Below are 14,292 nucleotides of genomic sequence, written 5' to 3' on the forward strand. Positions count from 1 at the left end.
CGCGAACGGATCGGGGGGTCCTGCCAGCAGACTTAGGAGCCCGCAGTGGCCTTGAATCAGTCCCTTGCCGTACTCATGGCAGTGGGTATCGGTGGTTTCCTCGCGTGGCGGCTATTCGTGGTGATCACGACGCGAGCGAAGAAAGCCGCTGGGCTTGGGCCCGCCGATCTACAAAGCCGCCTGAACCGGACGTTCAACGGCGCACCGCAGGTGACGTGGAAAATCCGCGGCGGCGGCATCTATCTGGAGAACCTGATCGCCGCCGCCACGTCCCGGGGCTACCGCTTCGTCACCGAAAACGGCGGGGTGGCAATTTTCGAGCGCACCAGCTAGCAATCGCAGCTCTTCTCGACGTGCCGCAGCAACGCACCCGGCCGCTTCACCTTCTGCTTATCCGCTTCGTCTTGCGCCCTGATCAGGGCGTCGCACGCCTGGCAGCGAGCCGACGCCGGCACGTGGTACCGGTGCGCCGGGCGCCCGTTCGCCATGGCAGTGGTCTCACTCAGAGGCAGCCCGCACGGGCCTGGGCACCGCTCCGCCTGCTCTTGCAGGTAAGCGGTGTGCAGGGCCACGTCTTCGTCGGTCCACTCCGGCTCCCGTGTGGTGACGGAGCGGACCAGACGGCCTTGCTTGTAGTGGTGCCGCGTGATCTCCCTCGGCTCGCGGCCGAGCAGCCTGGACCGCGGGATGCGGTAGGCGTGAGCCAGCGCTAGCTCCTCTTGGAGCTGCGGAGAATCTCGGAGGCGGCCACGGAGGAAGGGACGTCGAACTTCCTGCGGTTGAGGTAGAACACCGTCGACCACAGGGCGTCCCACTGGCCCTGGGTGAGCATCTCGTCGACGAGTTCCTCAACCTCGGGGACACTCATCTGTGGGTCCACGCAGCACGCAGCTACGGCGGCGATGGGCCCCGTCTCCATGTTGTAGGCGTTGCCCTCTTCCCGGTCTTCTGTCCGGGGCGGGTGCTTGGCCATCAGGGACGTCCACTTGCCCTTCGGCAGCGCCCGCAGGCGGAACACGGTGACATCCGCCTGCATTTCCTGACGCAGGTCCTCGATCGCCTCAGCGAGCTTGATCTCCTCCGGCGTCCGGCCGGCGCTGGCCAGAGTGCCCGGGTTCGGCTTGGCCCGCTCCTCGTCGAGCTGCCGCTCCAGATCCTCGAACTCAGCCTGAAGGGATCCGAGGTAGAGCGGGACGAGCTTCTCGGGCAGGCGGGCCTTCGACTTGATATCGGCGAATGTGGACACTACGCCGCCACGGTGGAGTCGATGCTGTACGTGGACGACGCGAACATCTTGATCGCGAACTTCTCGTACGACTCACGCTCGACCGGCAGCTTGCGCCGCTCACCGCAGGTCACGCCGAAGACGTCCACCTTCTGCCCGGCCGCCCACGCGGTGGTCGCAGCGATGCCGGTACGCACCGCCAGGTAGCCCACAGTGCCGCGGACCATGACCGACCACATACGGTCCGAACTCGGCGAGGAGTCTCGGTACCCGGTCAGCTCGATGTTCGCCTTGATGCGCCCCGGCCCCTCAAAGTCCTGGACAGACGCGAGGGTGGGGCCCATCACCACACCCTCATCGAACTCGATGCTCAGGCCGTCGTCGGTGAGGGTGTTCTCCAGGATGACCCCACCGGCTGCGGTCAGCTCGGCCACAATGGGGGCGGTGATGCTCGCCACGGCGGGCACGAACACGACCTTGGTGTTGCCGTCGGTCAAAATCTGACTCATCGACCTGCTCCTTCAACGCTCTGGGCAGGCCGGGAGGCCGCCTTCCTCGTGGTCGTGGGATTGCTGGACTCGTCCGGCGGGGCGGGCTCAGTAGGGAGCTGGGCGGACTTGACGCCAGGCTCAGGAACGGGGCCGATCACGGTGTAGCCCTCGCGGCCCTGCCAGAACGGCAGCGCCGACTCGTCGATCTCGATCTCGCGGGTGGCCGGATCCTGGACCAGGTAGCGGCCCATCAGTGGCGCTCGTAGATGAAGGTGACGTCCGCGGTGGCCGACCATGTCAGGGAGATCAGGCCATCCGCCGAGTCGATGTACTCCCTGAGCACCAGGAGCGCCTTGGTCGCCCCTGCAGCCACAGTGATCACCGGGTCCGGGTTGGGCTGACCGTAGGAGTTGTTACCGACGACGGGGATGGTCAGGGTGATCGAACCGACGCTGCCGTTGATGACGCGCAGGACGGTGTTGGTGTCGTAGTTGAGCTTGTCGCCGGACGCGGCGGTCCGCGGCGTCAGGATGGTGCCTGCGGCGCTGATCGCCTCGGCGGTATAGGTGGCCACGCGGGCTCCTTTCGGGCATGAAAAAAGCCCGCACGGTGACGGGCTGGAACGGGTGAAAGGTGAGGTTAGGCCGCGTCGCTGCGACTCACGTACTGGGCCGTCGCGAAGAACAGCCCGGTGGATTCGTCGTCCCTGCGGACAGGCTGTGAACCCTCCTCGACCGTGGGCCACACGCGGCGACCGGACACGACGGGGACAGCGGTGAGCAGCGCGTACGCGACCTTGTCCGCCATCCACTGCGCATGGTCAGGGGTAGAGCCGACAGAGGTGATTTGGTAGCGGAGCTCGTCCGGGCCGTTGTTGGCGAGAGTGCGGTTGAATCCCGACTTGATACCGCTGTCGGGGTACATGACCGCGTACGCCGGCACAGCGTTCGCGGCGGCCTGCGCCCAGAAGATCTTTCGTTCAGGTGGAACCGCGGCCTGCATCATCGCGATCAACGCGGTGATGAGCGGGGCGGACGCAAGAGGCGAGCTCACGATAGGAACCCGTCGGCGATCTTCTTTGCGGCTGCCGCGAACTGCGCTTCAATGCCCGTCGTCGCTCGCGCACCATCAAGGTGAGGCGGCTGGTTGACGCTGCCGTACTCGAAGCCGCGCCCCATGCCGCCCTGCGGCATCGCGGACTCAGGGCCAACCTCCCAGTCAGGGCCGTCGAGCGCGTACTTCTGCTCGGCGGTGATCGCCCGCGGGTAGTGCGGACCGTGCGGCAAAGCGGTCACTCGGGCGTTCCGTCGCCAGTCGCGCTGCAACTTCTCAGCGAACTTCTTGGCCACCGGATATGCCTTCTCGGCTGTCCGCTGGGCGGAGTCCTCAATCTCGTGCGGGAGCTTCAGCAACTCGGAGAAGTCCAGCTCAGCATCAGCCATGATTCACCCCTCCTTGTCCTCGACGAGGATCCGCCGAGCGGTAGATGTGCCGGACAGGGCGATGGCGATGACTTCGAGCGGCCGGCCGATTAGCCACGCGTCATCGCTGGCGGTGATGGTCAGCCGGTCCCCCCGCTGGATCTCCGGAGAGGCGTCCCACGGCAGGACGGCGACGTACGCGCCGAGCGCGACCTCCCGCTCTCCCCATTCGGCTTCACGCTGGGTGCGGGGTTTGACCCGGCACACGCCCGTGTAGACGGTTTCCCACGGCTGCTCAAGCTGACCGGTCGTCTGGTTGAGCACCGGTTCGCCGTCCTTGCGCTCCACCGTGCAGGTGTCTCGCATGAGCCGTAGGGCTGCGGCTCGTCCCTGGGCGAGGACCCCGTCGACGCTCACCCCTGCCTCACACTGAACGCTCCCGCGCGATAACGGCGCAGGGCGTCCTTGTGATCGGTGTTGAGCCGGGCACTGCCGACTGTCTCCGTGGCATAGGTGACGGTGTAGTCATCGATGGATTCGGACCGCAGACCTGCGATGTTGGTGACGTTGGTGGTGGCCAGGTCCAAGACGATGTCCATGATGTCGTCGGGGACCGAGGTGTGGCCATGGGAGTAGGTGAGCCGTACGCGAGGAGCCCACACGCCGAGTACCCGGCTCCATGGCCAGCCCATGAGGCGGGTGGCGCCGTAGGTGGGGTAGCCGCGGGTCAGTTCGTCGCCGAGCCTGATGTAGTCGGTCCCTGCTGTCAGGGTTAGTTCGAAGCTGCCGAAGTCCGCCAGCTCCACCACGGTCAGCGGATGGGTGCCGTCTACGACCAGAGGTCTTTGCGGGACTCTCAACACTCTGTCGCCGCCGGCGACCTCGATGGTGTCGTTGGCGACGAGAGTGATGGTCTGCCGGGTGTATGCCCGCACCCTGGCCGAGGCCCGCCGGATGGCGACCTCGGCCTGCGCCGGGTTGAGGCTCCGCCCGAGATGGGCTTCCAGGTCGGCCACGCTCGCCAGCGGAGGGAAAGACACGGGCGGTCTCCCCTCAGGCGGCGATCTCTTCGAGGCGCTTGAGCAGGGTGGAGCGCGGCCTGTCTTTCGTGGACTCGGCTTCGATGGCTGCCCGCGCCCGGTCGGGGTCGTCTCCGACCCATGCGAGAACCTCCGCGGCGGTGCCGTCGATGTTCAGCAGGTCAGACCTTGCCGGCGGCTCGTCCGGATCGGGTGCAGGCTTGGGCGGTTCGCCGTCGACCAGCCGCACCGGCGCCCCACAACGGAGCAGATGAGCCGCCAGGCTGCCCTTGATTTCCAGCCCTTCCGGGATCCGGAGCATCCGTAACTCGAAGTACGTTTCGAATGCCTGGTCAGCGATGACGCGCATCGGTCAACCCCTCTCTTCTGTCCCGCCCAGGCCGCACACGTCGGCCCGGGCGCGACAAGATCCGTTAGGAGGCGGAGTGCTCGATGACGACACCGCGCTTGAACAGGGCCGCGTCGTTGTTCGCGAGCGAGTCCGACGGGACGCCGTAGTCGCCGACCCAGGACCACGAGGTGGACAGGGTCTGCTGCAGGCGGTCGGTCGGCGGGCGAACGATCAGCGCGACGTCCACACCCGGGACGGGGCTGACCATGGTGATGTCGGGCACGTCTTCCACACCGGTCCCGCCGAGCATGTTGCCCATGTTCTCGAACGGGGCCGCGATAAGCGCGCCGCCGCCGAGCACGATCGGGCGGTGCACCTCGACACTGGTTCCGTCGGTGCCGGACGCCACGGTGGGGCACTCGTTGTTGCGGACCCAGTCGATACCGCCGAACCGGCCGATGGACAGGTCGGTGTAGATCGGGGAGTCGACGCGCCCCTGGAGCGCGGCCTTGAACTCGGAGTCGTCGAACAGCTGGCTTTCGGTGTCCGGGTCGATGTGGGCGACGTAGTAGCCGCCGAGGGTGGGCACGTTCATCTTCCGCAGGCGGGTCACCGCAGCGCGGAACAAGGCGAACGTCGCCTTGTCGCCCGTACCCAGGTCGAAGGCGCTGTCGTTGCCGGTGCCACCACGCACGGAGAACGGCGCGTTCGCCGCGACCACGTAGTCTCCCTGGACGTCCACGCGGGTGGTGCCCAGGGTGAGCGTCCGGGTTGAGGTGTCCACACCGGTGACAGTGTTGGCGACGCCCTCGATGCTGACGGTCAGCGGGTTCGACGCCGACACCGGGGTGGGAACGCCATTGACCAGGACATGGGTGAAGCCGTTGGTGGACTGCACCTGCATGCTGGTGTCGGTGGTGGCGGCGGTGCGGCACCAGGTCCGGCCTCCCGCGTACGCGGCGTACAGCTTGTTGCGGGCGATCTGGTTGATGGACTGGCCGGCGTTGATACCGAGGGTCTGCACGTCGGCGATGTACTTGGACTGCAGCGCCATCGCGGAGTACAGCATGTTGGTGTCGACGGCCTGGCCGTACTGGTCCATGGTGACGGACCACTGCTCGATGCCGTACGTGGCGGCGGAGGTGTCCGACCCGGTGATCGCGGTCGTCGCGGGCGCCAGCAGACCCTTACGGGTGAACGTCTTGGTGTCACCCATCCCGGACGTCCATGGCTCGCTATCCGCGATTGCCGGGAAGATGAACTCCGGCTTGAGCGCGTCCAGGAACACCCGGTCGAGGATGCCGTTCTGCAGCATCGCCCGGATCAGCGCGGGCACGTTGGACCGCACGTCGTGGCGGCCGAGGTCGAACCAGGCCCGCGGGCGGGCGGTCAGCGTGGTCATGAGTTACTCCTGTGTGATTTCGATGGACACGAGGTCCGGATGCTGTCGGGCGATCTCTTCGAGCCCGAGCAGCGCGGTTTGAGTGATGGCCGACACGGCAGCGCACACGCGGCCCTGCACTGCATGGCCCTCGTGTCCGTCGACCTCGATGGAGGTGTGTCCGTCACCCAAGCGGGCACGGATGTGGATCACGAACGGACCCGCACACCCAGCCGGGCGAGTTCGGCGTCCACGGTGGCCTTGTCTGCGGTACGGAAGTCCACCGGCCCGGGCTCCTTGCGCGGCCCCTGGCCGGGGTCCGGCTTCGGGGCAGGCTTAGACCTCTTCTGGGTCGGCTCCGGCTCTGAGACCTCTTCCGGCTTACGCCAGTGCGGCTTACGCTCCAGCAGGTCATCAAGGTCAGCCTTGATCCGCTCGACGTCGATGTCTCCGTCGTCGGAGACGTATACCGTCAGGTCGCCGATCGCATCAGCGTCGGTGGGATCACGGAACGTCGCCGACGCGATGGCCTTGATCTCGGACTTCACAGCGCGCTCTGTCGCAGCCTTGGCGCGGGCCTCGGCCTGCTCCGCCCTCGCGGCGAGCTTTTCGGCCTCGGTCTTGTTCGCCTCTTCGAACTTGGCGACCTTCGCTTCGGCTGCCGCGGCGCGCTTCTTCGCTTCGGCGGCTTCTTTCTTGGCGTCCGAAGCTTCCTTCTTGGCTCTGTTGCGTTCGGCGCGGGTCTCCGCGAGCGCCTTCTTGCCTGCGTCACCGAGTCCGTCGTCGGACGTGTCGTCCTCAGCTTCGGTGGTCGAGTCGGCGGCGATCTCTTCGGTTTCCGTGGTGTCGGTGTCGCCGGTCTCCTCGGACGTCGCGTCCTCGTCGTGCCGGTGAAGGTCGAACCACGGGTTGATCAGGATGGACGTCGCGTCCATCTCAGTGGGTGCCATCGCGGCAAGCCCTTTCATCGGGTGGGTAAGTTGGCGCCGATGCGCCGATCCCGCCGGTTGACGGGAAGTCTTAGGCATGCGAAAGCGCCAGGTTGGACGCCGGAGGTCAAGAAGCGTCGAGGCCCATGATTCGGCGGGCCCGGCGATGGAACTCGTCCTCAGCGGCGGATGGCGGGTTCACATCCAGGAAGTGGAGGTTGTAGTCAGACGGGGTCGGGCGCCCCTCGGGGGCGAAATCAGCGTCAGCGAGATGCCGCTCCACCCACTCGTCATGCATGGCGGCGAGAGCCCGCAAGCGTGCGATGCGCTGAGCGCTGGGCTTCACCGGAGCCATTTCACTCCTGCCCATTCCGTGTCCAGCATGGTGCGCTTGCCGATCCACGAGTCCGCGCCGGGCGTGCGCCCGACCTGGCCAATTTCGAGTGCGGTCGGGAAGTTGTCATCGCCGAACTCCAGGGTTCGGCCGCGCTCCACGATCTCCTCAGCGGCCTCAATTTCGCTGTTGAGCCGGGTGATGGACGCTGCCAGTTCAGAATCTCCTGGCGTGTCGAACTCCTGCGCCTGCAACTCCCATAAGTCCTCCTTCGACGACCACACGGTGGTGTCGAGGGCTTCTATGATCGCCTCGGCTGAGTCTGCGTCCGCGAAGTCGTAGCCCGACCGCGACCAGGCGTATCCGCCGACGTCGATGTTGGCGTGCAACTCGATGCGTTCCACGCCCGACTCGACGTACCAGGACTCCATCGCGGCGTTGAACTCCCGCGCGAACCCCTGCCCCTGTACGGAACTGTCCAGCTCAAGCTTGGCGTGCTCAACGAAGATCGCGCCGTCGTAGTCCCGGTGGAACACGCGCAGGAACTCGCCAACCTCAGTGCCATCCGGGCCATGGACGGCGCCCCACACCTCGACCTTGTTGTTCAGGGGGAAGACGCGGAAGACGTTGACGTCCAACCCTGCATATGAGCCGTTGACCTGTGCGGGAATCGCCGCTTTGATGTCGTCCTCCCGATTGGCCGCCTCGCGGTAACTGTTCGGGATGAGATCGCTGATGCTCGGGCGAGGCGTAGCGACCCTCGGGGCGTTGGGAGCGTCGGCGGCCACACGCTCAGGCGCTGCCTGGGAAGCCTGCTGTGCGACAGGCTCAGGAGCCTGTGTCACCCGATCCCGGGCCGCCGCAGTCCTTCGTGTACTCGCACCGTCCAGGTAACCGAACTGCCTCAGTCGGCGGATGGCCTCGTCCCTGTCGCCGCCAGCGTCAGCGATGAGCTGCTCAGGCATCGGCCTGACCGCCGACTTACGTTTGGACGTGGAGCCCATCTTTCGGCCGGCGACTCCGCGGCGGGATGTACCCTCCGTGGTCACCAGACGACCGCCGACGGTTTGCATGCCACGACGGGCGTTGACCACCTGGCCGAGGTCCGCGCCGAGCCGAATCGCCTCAGCACCACCAACGGTGAACGCCTTGGCCTGCTCCTCTGGCGTCATCTGCGCGAACAGTTCCTCGGGGGCAGGAGGCCGCTCGTCACCCGCGCGTCGCGGCACCATCGTGCAGTCGCAACGCTCGTGCCTGAGGAACCCTGTACTCCAGGAGTACTCCCGCCCGGCGAGGATGATGCACCGCCCGCACGCGGGCAGCGACACATGCCGCACGTACGTCACCCAGCCGCGATTGGCGACCATGCCGACCTGATCAGCAGCCCGGGACGCATCAGAAATCTCGGTGTCGACGATGCGCGTCAGCGACGCCAGCCCAGACAGCAGGGCACTCTGGTCATCAGCGCCCGTCGCGAGGAGGCCGAGGGTACGGAGCGCGGGCTGCATAAGCAGGGACGTGAGCGCGCGACCGTCCGCAGCGACACCGGCGAATGCCGCCGGGTTCACACCCCCGACCGGCGGGATGCCCTGCTGCACGGCGAGCGCCTCAACGTACGGCTGGGAGAGCGCCGCCGCAGTGGTCTGGCCGAGGATGAGCACGCGCAGCATCGCCGCGAGTTGCCCGACCCACGAGTCCACCACCGCGGCAGGCTCGACCTCAGACCACAGTGTCTGCGCCTGCTCGACTGCCTGGCGGGCGATCGTCTGCTGTGCCTGGTAGTGGTCCGCCGCGATCTGCTCGACGGACACCGGCGATCACCCCACGAGTTCGGGTTCCGGCACGGGTTGCTGCTCAGTGTCCTCACGTGGCGGCTTCGGCCCGGACAGGGCGGCCAGGTCGCCAGCCATGACCCGAGCGAACGCGTTCTCGGCCGCCTTCTCGTCCTCGTCTTCCATGCGGTCGATCTGGACCTGCGTGTAGCCAAGATCCTCGCGCGTCTGCCGAAGAGGGATGATCTTCGCCGTGTGCAGTTTCATCGCCGCGTCCGCCTTCTGAGCGACCGTTGGTGTTGACGCGTCCCGCCACAGCGTTTCCAGGTTCCCTGCCTGCTCTGGAACCTCGCCGTCACGGACCAGCAGCACCAGCCGCATGACCCGCTCCCAGGATCCGCCGAACGCCCTCTGCTTGCGCTCCGAGCGCTTCACCAACCGGCTCTCGTCGGAGCGGATCGCGTCAGCGGAGGCGGGGTTGTCGGTGGCGTGACCCAAGAACCGCGACGGCAGACCGGCCAGCGATGCGACCAGCATGGCCAGCAGCTTCAACGTGTCGTGGAAGTTCGACAGGTTCGCCTCGGGGAACTGGCCGAGTTCGACACCGTCGTCCTTCTTGTTCTTCGCGATCGCCCAGATCCGGCCCGCGATGCGCTTCAGCGCCGAGATAGGGCGGCCGGTCTCGTCCTCGAAGTCCTCGGGGCCGACGCCGATCGCATACCGGCGCGGGATCGCGTGAAACTCGCCGCTGATCATCATGTCCGTGGCCATCTTGCAGGCCGCGTCACTGATGGAGATGATCGGCTTCAGCTCCGACACCCCGCCGGTCCGCTTCAGGCGCGGCCGGTTCACGATCGGCTCGACCAGGACCTCGCCCAGCATGTGGTCGTCGCGCTCATAGTCTGGGTCTTCGACCCAGTCGCCCTTGGGGCCCTTAACGAACCAGACAGTCGCATCCGGCACGTACAAGGTGGCGTGGTCGACCTTGCCGTCCGCGTCCTCCTCACACCACCGCTTCACCGCCGCGATGACCTTCCGCGTGCGGGGATCCCGTTCGGCGTACACCTCCAGCGGCGACTCCACCGTGATGATCGGCGTCCGCTCGTCATCGGAATTCGCGCCCACGATCGCGTAGGCGCGCTTCATCACGAGCGCGTCGACATGACCCTGCTGCGACTGCTCGTCCATGCCGTTGGCCTGCCAGATCCGCCACAGCTCCGCATCCGCGTCCGCCTGCCGCCCGAAGCGAAACCCCTCGACGTCCAGGCGCTCCTCGACCGAGTCCACGACCAGGCGAGGCCACTCGATGACGACCTGGCGGACCCGGTCGTCCAGCTCCTGGATCAGCTCCGGAGCCATGTACGACAGCGGCTGCTCGCCCTCGTAGTACTCATCCAGCCGCCGGAGATCCTTCAACTCCTTGTCGTGACACTTGACGAGGTGGGTCAGCCACTCCAGCTCAGAGCGAGCCATACGCACCTCATCTCATGACGATCACCTTGGAGGAGCGGTTGGACTTCTTCGGCCGACGCACGTACCCATCCAGGCCAGTCACGCAGGCCTGAATGCCATCGATGCGGGTCACGGCCTGCTGCCGGTTCGGCTTCACCGGCCGGATGTTCTCGTTGTCGTCGGTCTTCACTTCGACGCAGGTCGCCATCCACCGCGCGATGGGGTTACCGCCGTGCCGTACGACCGTCTGGCCGAGTTGCCGCTCCAGCTCCTTACACGCCGGCGACAAGCCGAGCCAGGTCTGATTGACCGGCACCACCTCGACACCCTTGAGGTCACCGTCGAGTTCCTGCACCAGCTGCCCGGCGAACATGCGGTCGTAGCCGACGCGCTGCATGTCGAAGAACCGGCAGTCCTCAAGCGCCCGGTCCTTGACCACCGAGTAGTCGATGACATCGCCCTCGGTCAGCTCCAGCCAGCCCTCGCGAGCCCATTGCCGAAGTGGAACCTGCATCTTGCGTTCCAGGTCATCGACGCGTTCCTCGGGCAGCCAGAACCGCCACAGGAACTCCAGCTCCGCGCCGGGCTGCTGCGACTCCACGCCGACCCACCAAGCCGACAGGTCAGAGACCGCCGACAGGTCCAGGCCTGCCCATGCTCTGCGGCCTTTGAGTTTCTCCCGCTCGACCATGCCCGCGTTGGCATCCCACTGGTTGATGTCCAGCCAGCGGGTCGTCTCCCGCATCCGCAGGTTCAGATGCAGGCGACAGAACGTCGGGTAGTAGCTGGGGGTTGAGCGGGCCTTCTCGGCTTCACGCCGGAAGTACGCTATGGTCGGCGACTTCCCGAGCCCAGGGTTGGCTTTGCGCCAGGTGGCTTCGGCGAACGGGTCGTCGTCCTTCTCCGCAGCCCAGATCACGCCGTAGTGCGCCGCGTCCATCACCACGCGCCCGGACACCTTGCGGGTGTACTCGTGCTTCTCGTCGTAGATGGTGCCCGGCTCGGCCTCGTCCGCGGTGGTGATGAAGATGACCAGCGGCTGGTCTCGCGCACCCGTACCGGTTTCGATTGCTTCGACCAGGGCGCGACGGAGCTTCAGCGTGTGAACCTCGTCGACCACACCGCCGGACACGTTCAAGCCGTGGGCGGTCTCCGCAACCCTGGACAGGGCGCGGAAGATGCCTCCGGTCTTCGGGACCTTGATGACCTCAGACAGCGGCTCCACGCGGGAGCGCGCGACCTTCGACGTCATCACCATCCGTCGGGCGTCGTCGAACACCCTGCCGGCCTGGGCGGTGGAGCCCGCCGCGGCGTACACCTCAGCGCCCATCTCGCCATCGGCGAGCAGCAGCACGTTCGCCACCGCCGACGACAAGGTTGACTTGCCGTTCTTCCTAGGAATCTCGATCCACACGGTGCGGATGACCCGCACCACCCGGTCGGCTTCCTCGTCGTAATGCACCCAGCCGAACACCGGCGCGAGCACCCACACGACCTGCCACGGGTCCAACCCCTGACCGATACGCAGCGGCTGCCCGGCCCAACGCCCCTTCGTGTGCTTGAACGACGCCAACGCCTTGAGCGCCTTCTGCGCCCGCCCGACGTCGAACCAGGCGCCCGGGTGCTCATCCGCCTGGAACGCCACGACCAGCGGGCGAACCGCTTCGGCCTCCTGGATCTGCTCCTCGGTCAGGCCAAGCTCAAGCAGCGCCTCGCGAGGAACCGGCAGCGTTTCAGTCGAAGGGGTCGTCATCGACGTCGCCATCCCCTGGGGGTTTGATCCCCGCACGGGCCGACGGTGAGAGTCCGAGCTCTCGGACGTAGACCTTCAGTTGCGCCCGGTACTGCGACACGATCGTGGTGGCGCCGTTCTTCTGCCAGCCACGCTCGCCCTCCAGCAGGAGGCCGTTGGTGGACAGTTCACGCTCGCACTGGTCGATGCGGGCGACGCAGACGCAGTAGTCCTGCAGCACGGTCACGTCCACCTCGGCTAAGCCGGCGGTGTACTTGAGGACGGGCACGATGCGGCGCCACTCCCGGCGTGCGACTTCGCGCGCCCGGCGGTTGAGCGCCTGCTGCGCCTTATCGGAGACGACCGGAAACGTATCGCTCCAGTCCGGCTCGTCGAGGTCCGCCTTGGGCAGCACCACGCCCATTTCGACAGGTCGCTTGCCGGGGTTGCCCTCGCGGACCACAGCCAGCGGAGGCCGCTTACGGTGAGAGTCGGCCATGGTCCACCTCCTATCCAGTCAAGACGAAGCGCTCGTCGTCGAGTCGGTCGCCCTTTGCGGTGTTGCACACCAGGTGCGCAAGCTGCACGTTCGAGGGATCGTGAGCGCCGCCCTTGGTGAGCGGGATCACGTGGTCGAGGCTCGGGCTCATCGGATCCGGGTAGAGCGTCTTCGGATCGACCGGCTTATCGCAGATCCCGCACACCCATTCGTCGCGCTCGGCAATCTCACCGAAGCGGACCGGGACGCCCGTCGAGGCCGCTTTCCTCAGTGCACGTCGGCGGTGGTACGCCTCACGTCGCTTGTCACCCCACGGCTCGCGAACTTCCTTGCCGGCGGCCCGGTACAGGCGATGAGAGTGGATCTTCCCGTGGCGTTCACAACAGCAGCGCTGCCGCTTGTGCTTGGGCTGGAATTCGACATCGCACTCTTTGAGAGCACAGCGACGCATCGGCAATGGCTCTGCGAGACGCGCCCCGCGTGCGATCTCTCCGCATCGCAAAGAGCAGTACTTCTTGCCCGTTCGATGCAGGACGACACCGCAGTTCGCACACTGCGCGAGCGGTGGAGTGGGCACACCCGGATGTGCTGCACCCCAGGCCCTGCATCGGCCTGAACACCAAAGCGGGATCGGGCCCGTCACCCGAACGGGAATCTGAGCGCTACATCCTGCGCACACGACGATCTCGGGCCTTATCCGCCGAAGCGGCGGAGCGCACCCATCACATGAAAGGCGCTGGCGTCCAGGGTGGACAGGAACAGCGTGGCCGCATTTCGCGGTACGTGATCTCGTGGCAAGCAGGGCGGCGACGTCGGCGAAGTGAACGTGAGCTTTGGGCTCGTCGTCGAACCGCGCTTCACACTGATGGCCGTCGATGTCGCGGTATCGCACTCGAATGATGCCGTCGCCGGAACGCTTGGTGCTGGGCATTGAGGAGAACTCCTGAGGAATGCGAAAGCCCCGGCGCTCAGGAACGCCGGGGCTTTCTACCTGCGGGGATCAGCCGCAGGGTGCTCATGGGATTAGAAGTTGATCTTCGCGCAAGTTCGTTTGGCTGCGGCGCGGGCAGTTCAGCTCTCCCACGGTCCGCTAGAATCGGACATAGGGGACATTTCCCCACCCCTGTGCTGGGGTGCTGATCCGATTCGCCTGACATGTCGATCGTGTGCTGCTTTGCTCAGCGCATGCATGTCGAATACACGGCGGTCAAGCTGAGGGGCGCCAAGTACAAGGGCGACAAGGTCAAGTACATCAAGCCCGGTAGTGAACTGGTCTTGCGTCGCGACTTGAACAACATCTACGACACCAACGCTGTGCTCGTGCTCGGCGTTGTACCGAGCGAGGGTGTGGAGCCGGCCCCTCTCGGTTACCTACCGAAGGGGCTGGCATCCAAGCTCGCACCGCAGATGGATGCGGGGCGTACGTTCAACGCCGTGTACGTGGGTGGTGCGGAGGACTTCACCCCGTACCTGATGGTGCTGGCTGCTGGGGATGGGGAGGAGTTGAAGCTGACCAGGATGAAGCACCGCTGAGTCAGGCTGCTGCTCACCCGTGTTTCGTCATCCCGCGGTGTGAGCTTGAGCGGTGTGAGCTTGAGCGAGGTGGTGTGCTGCTGCTTCCCACAGAGCGGGGATGGTGGTCACCTGGGGGACAGTGGCGTCTGGGTAGCCGGTGCCTTGCGGGT

Annotated in this window: 19 protein-coding genes; 2 read left to right on the forward strand and 17 right to left on the reverse strand. The window is 66.2% G+C overall.

Annotation, left to right across the window (positions count from 1 at the left end; translation table 11 throughout):
- The first annotated feature begins 45 nt into the window (after positions 1 to 45).
- Positions 46 to 333: a hypothetical protein gene (locus OIE13_RS22255; RefSeq protein ID WP_326828673.1), complete on the forward strand. Its 288-nt coding sequence runs from the start codon at positions 46 to 48 to the stop codon at positions 331 to 333.
- 376 nt (positions 334 to 709) lie between these two features.
- Here the strand turns inward: OIE13_RS22255 and OIE13_RS22260 are convergent, their stop codons facing one another.
- The 17 genes from OIE13_RS22260 to OIE13_RS22340 form a co-directional block, all read right to left on the reverse strand.
- Positions 710 to 1,246, reverse strand: a complete 537-nt coding sequence (locus OIE13_RS22260) for a hypothetical protein (protein WP_326828674.1) — start codon at positions 1,244 to 1,246, stop codon at positions 710 to 712.
- Positions 1,246 to 1,734 carry a phage tail tube protein gene (locus OIE13_RS22265; protein ID WP_326828675.1) on the reverse strand — a complete coding sequence of 163 codons (489 nt, stop codon included), beginning with the start codon at positions 1,732 to 1,734 and terminating at the stop codon, positions 1,246 to 1,248. The genes OIE13_RS22260 and OIE13_RS22265 overlap by 1 nt, the downstream gene beginning before the upstream one ends.
- Positions 1,731 to 1,967: a hypothetical protein gene (locus tag OIE13_RS22270; protein WP_326828676.1), complete on the reverse strand. Its 237-nt coding sequence runs from the start codon at positions 1,965 to 1,967 to the stop codon at positions 1,731 to 1,733. The genes OIE13_RS22265 and OIE13_RS22270 overlap by 4 nt, the downstream gene beginning before the upstream one ends.
- Positions 1,967 to 2,290: a hypothetical protein gene (locus OIE13_RS22275; protein ID WP_326828677.1), complete on the reverse strand. Its 324-nt coding sequence runs from the start codon at positions 2,288 to 2,290 to the stop codon at positions 1,967 to 1,969. Before OIE13_RS22275 ends, OIE13_RS22270 begins: the two co-directional genes overlap by 1 nt.
- Before the next feature lie 65 nt (positions 2,291 to 2,355).
- Positions 2,356 to 2,769 carry a hypothetical protein gene (locus tag OIE13_RS22280; RefSeq protein WP_326828678.1) on the reverse strand — a complete coding sequence of 138 codons (414 nt, stop codon included), beginning with the start codon at positions 2,767 to 2,769 and terminating at the stop codon, positions 2,356 to 2,358.
- Positions 2,766 to 3,158, reverse strand: coding sequence for a hypothetical protein (locus OIE13_RS22285; RefSeq protein ID WP_326828679.1), 393 nt, complete (start codon positions 3,156 to 3,158; stop codon positions 2,766 to 2,768). Before OIE13_RS22285 ends, OIE13_RS22280 begins: the two co-directional genes overlap by 4 nt.
- Before the next feature lie 3 nt (positions 3,159 to 3,161).
- Positions 3,162 to 3,554, reverse strand: coding sequence for a DUF6093 family protein (locus tag OIE13_RS22290; protein ID WP_326828680.1), 393 nt, complete (start codon positions 3,552 to 3,554; stop codon positions 3,162 to 3,164).
- Positions 3,551 to 4,177 carry a hypothetical protein gene (locus tag OIE13_RS22295; protein WP_326828681.1) on the reverse strand — a complete coding sequence of 209 codons (627 nt, stop codon included), beginning with the start codon at positions 4,175 to 4,177 and terminating at the stop codon, positions 3,551 to 3,553. The genes OIE13_RS22290 and OIE13_RS22295 overlap by 4 nt, the downstream gene beginning before the upstream one ends.
- A gap of 13 nt (positions 4,178 to 4,190) precedes the next feature.
- Positions 4,191 to 4,526 carry a hypothetical protein gene (locus tag OIE13_RS22300; RefSeq protein ID WP_326828682.1) on the reverse strand — a complete coding sequence of 112 codons (336 nt, stop codon included), beginning with the start codon at positions 4,524 to 4,526 and terminating at the stop codon, positions 4,191 to 4,193.
- 64 nt (positions 4,527 to 4,590) lie between these two features.
- The gene (locus OIE13_RS22305; RefSeq protein WP_326828683.1) at positions 4,591 to 5,910 is read right to left on the reverse strand and encodes a hypothetical protein; all 1,320 of its coding nucleotides are present in this window, start codon (positions 5,908 to 5,910) and stop codon (positions 4,591 to 4,593) included.
- 3 nt (positions 5,911 to 5,913) lie between these two features.
- The gene (locus OIE13_RS22310) at positions 5,914 to 6,102 is read right to left on the reverse strand and encodes a ribosomal-processing cysteine protease Prp (RefSeq protein ID WP_326828684.1); all 189 of its coding nucleotides are present in this window, start codon (positions 6,100 to 6,102) and stop codon (positions 5,914 to 5,916) included.
- Entirely contained in the window at positions 6,099 to 6,839 is a 741-nt protein-coding gene (locus OIE13_RS22315; RefSeq protein ID WP_326828685.1) for a hypothetical protein, read from the reverse strand. Before OIE13_RS22315 ends, OIE13_RS22310 begins: the two co-directional genes overlap by 4 nt.
- Positions 6,840 to 7,160: 321 nt before the next feature.
- The gene (locus OIE13_RS22320) at positions 7,161 to 8,963 is read right to left on the reverse strand and encodes a VG15 protein (protein ID WP_326828686.1); all 1,803 of its coding nucleotides are present in this window, start codon (positions 8,961 to 8,963) and stop codon (positions 7,161 to 7,163) included.
- 6 nt (positions 8,964 to 8,969) lie between these two features.
- Positions 8,970 to 10,397: a phage portal protein gene (locus OIE13_RS22325; protein ID WP_326828687.1), complete on the reverse strand. Its 1,428-nt coding sequence runs from the start codon at positions 10,395 to 10,397 to the stop codon at positions 8,970 to 8,972.
- Between the two features lie 7 nt (positions 10,398 to 10,404).
- The gene (locus tag OIE13_RS22330; protein ID WP_326828688.1) at positions 10,405 to 12,129 is read right to left on the reverse strand and encodes a terminase large subunit; all 1,725 of its coding nucleotides are present in this window, start codon (positions 12,127 to 12,129) and stop codon (positions 10,405 to 10,407) included.
- Entirely contained in the window at positions 12,110 to 12,607 is a 498-nt protein-coding gene (locus OIE13_RS22335; RefSeq protein ID WP_326828689.1) for a phage terminase small subunit P27 family, read from the reverse strand. The genes OIE13_RS22330 and OIE13_RS22335 overlap by 20 nt, the downstream gene beginning before the upstream one ends.
- A gap of 10 nt (positions 12,608 to 12,617) precedes the next feature.
- The gene (locus OIE13_RS22340) at positions 12,618 to 13,538 is read right to left on the reverse strand and encodes an HNH endonuclease (RefSeq protein ID WP_326828690.1); all 921 of its coding nucleotides are present in this window, start codon (positions 13,536 to 13,538) and stop codon (positions 12,618 to 12,620) included.
- A 254-nt stretch (positions 13,539 to 13,792) separates the two neighbouring features.
- Between OIE13_RS22340 and OIE13_RS22345 the strand changes: the two genes are divergently transcribed.
- Complete coding sequence (locus OIE13_RS22345) at positions 13,793 to 14,140, forward strand: HIRAN domain-containing protein (RefSeq protein WP_326828691.1); 348 nt, start codon at positions 13,793 to 13,795, stop codon at positions 14,138 to 14,140.
- Positions 14,141 to 14,292: the final 152 nt, after the last annotated feature.

Source organism: Streptosporangium sp. NBC_01810, from assembly GCF_035917355.1.
Taxonomy (GTDB): domain Bacteria; phylum Actinomycetota; class Actinomycetes; order Streptosporangiales; family Streptosporangiaceae; genus Streptosporangium.

Bases quoted from the DNA above. Each gene is read 5' to 3' on its own strand.
- OIE13_RS22305 (WP_326828683.1), bottom strand. From the start codon at position 5,910: ATGACCACGCTGACCGCCCGCCCGCGGGCCTGGTTCGACCTCGGCCGC.
- OIE13_RS22330 (WP_326828688.1), bottom strand. From the start codon at position 12,129: ATGACGACCCCTTCGACTGAAACGCTGCCGGTTCCTCGCGAGGCGCTG.
- OIE13_RS22300 (WP_326828682.1), bottom strand. From the start codon at position 4,526: ATGCGCGTCATCGCTGACCAGGCATTCGAAACGTACTTCGAGTTACGG.
- OIE13_RS22285 (WP_326828679.1), bottom strand. From the start codon at position 3,158: ATGGCTGATGCTGAGCTGGACTTCTCCGAGTTGCTGAAGCTCCCGCAC.
- OIE13_RS22345 (WP_326828691.1), top strand. From the start codon at position 13,793: ATGCATGTCGAATACACGGCGGTCAAGCTGAGGGGCGCCAAGTACAAG.
- OIE13_RS22325 (WP_326828687.1), bottom strand. From the start codon at position 10,397: ATGGCTCGCTCTGAGCTGGAGTGGCTGACCCACCTCGTCAAGTGTCAC.
- OIE13_RS22315 (WP_326828685.1), bottom strand. From the start codon at position 6,839: ATGGCACCCACTGAGATGGACGCGACGTCCATCCTGATCAACCCGTGG.
- OIE13_RS22335 (WP_326828689.1), bottom strand. From the start codon at position 12,607: ATGGCCGACTCTCACCGTAAGCGGCCTCCGCTGGCTGTGGTCCGCGAG.
- OIE13_RS22340 (WP_326828690.1), bottom strand. From the start codon at position 13,538: ATGCCCAGCACCAAGCGTTCCGGCGACGGCATCATTCGAGTGCGATAC.
- OIE13_RS22270 (WP_326828676.1), bottom strand. From the start codon at position 1,967: ATGGGCCGCTACCTGGTCCAGGATCCGGCCACCCGCGAGATCGAGATC.
- OIE13_RS22265 (WP_326828675.1), bottom strand. From the start codon at position 1,734: ATGAGTCAGATTTTGACCGACGGCAACACCAAGGTCGTGTTCGTGCCC.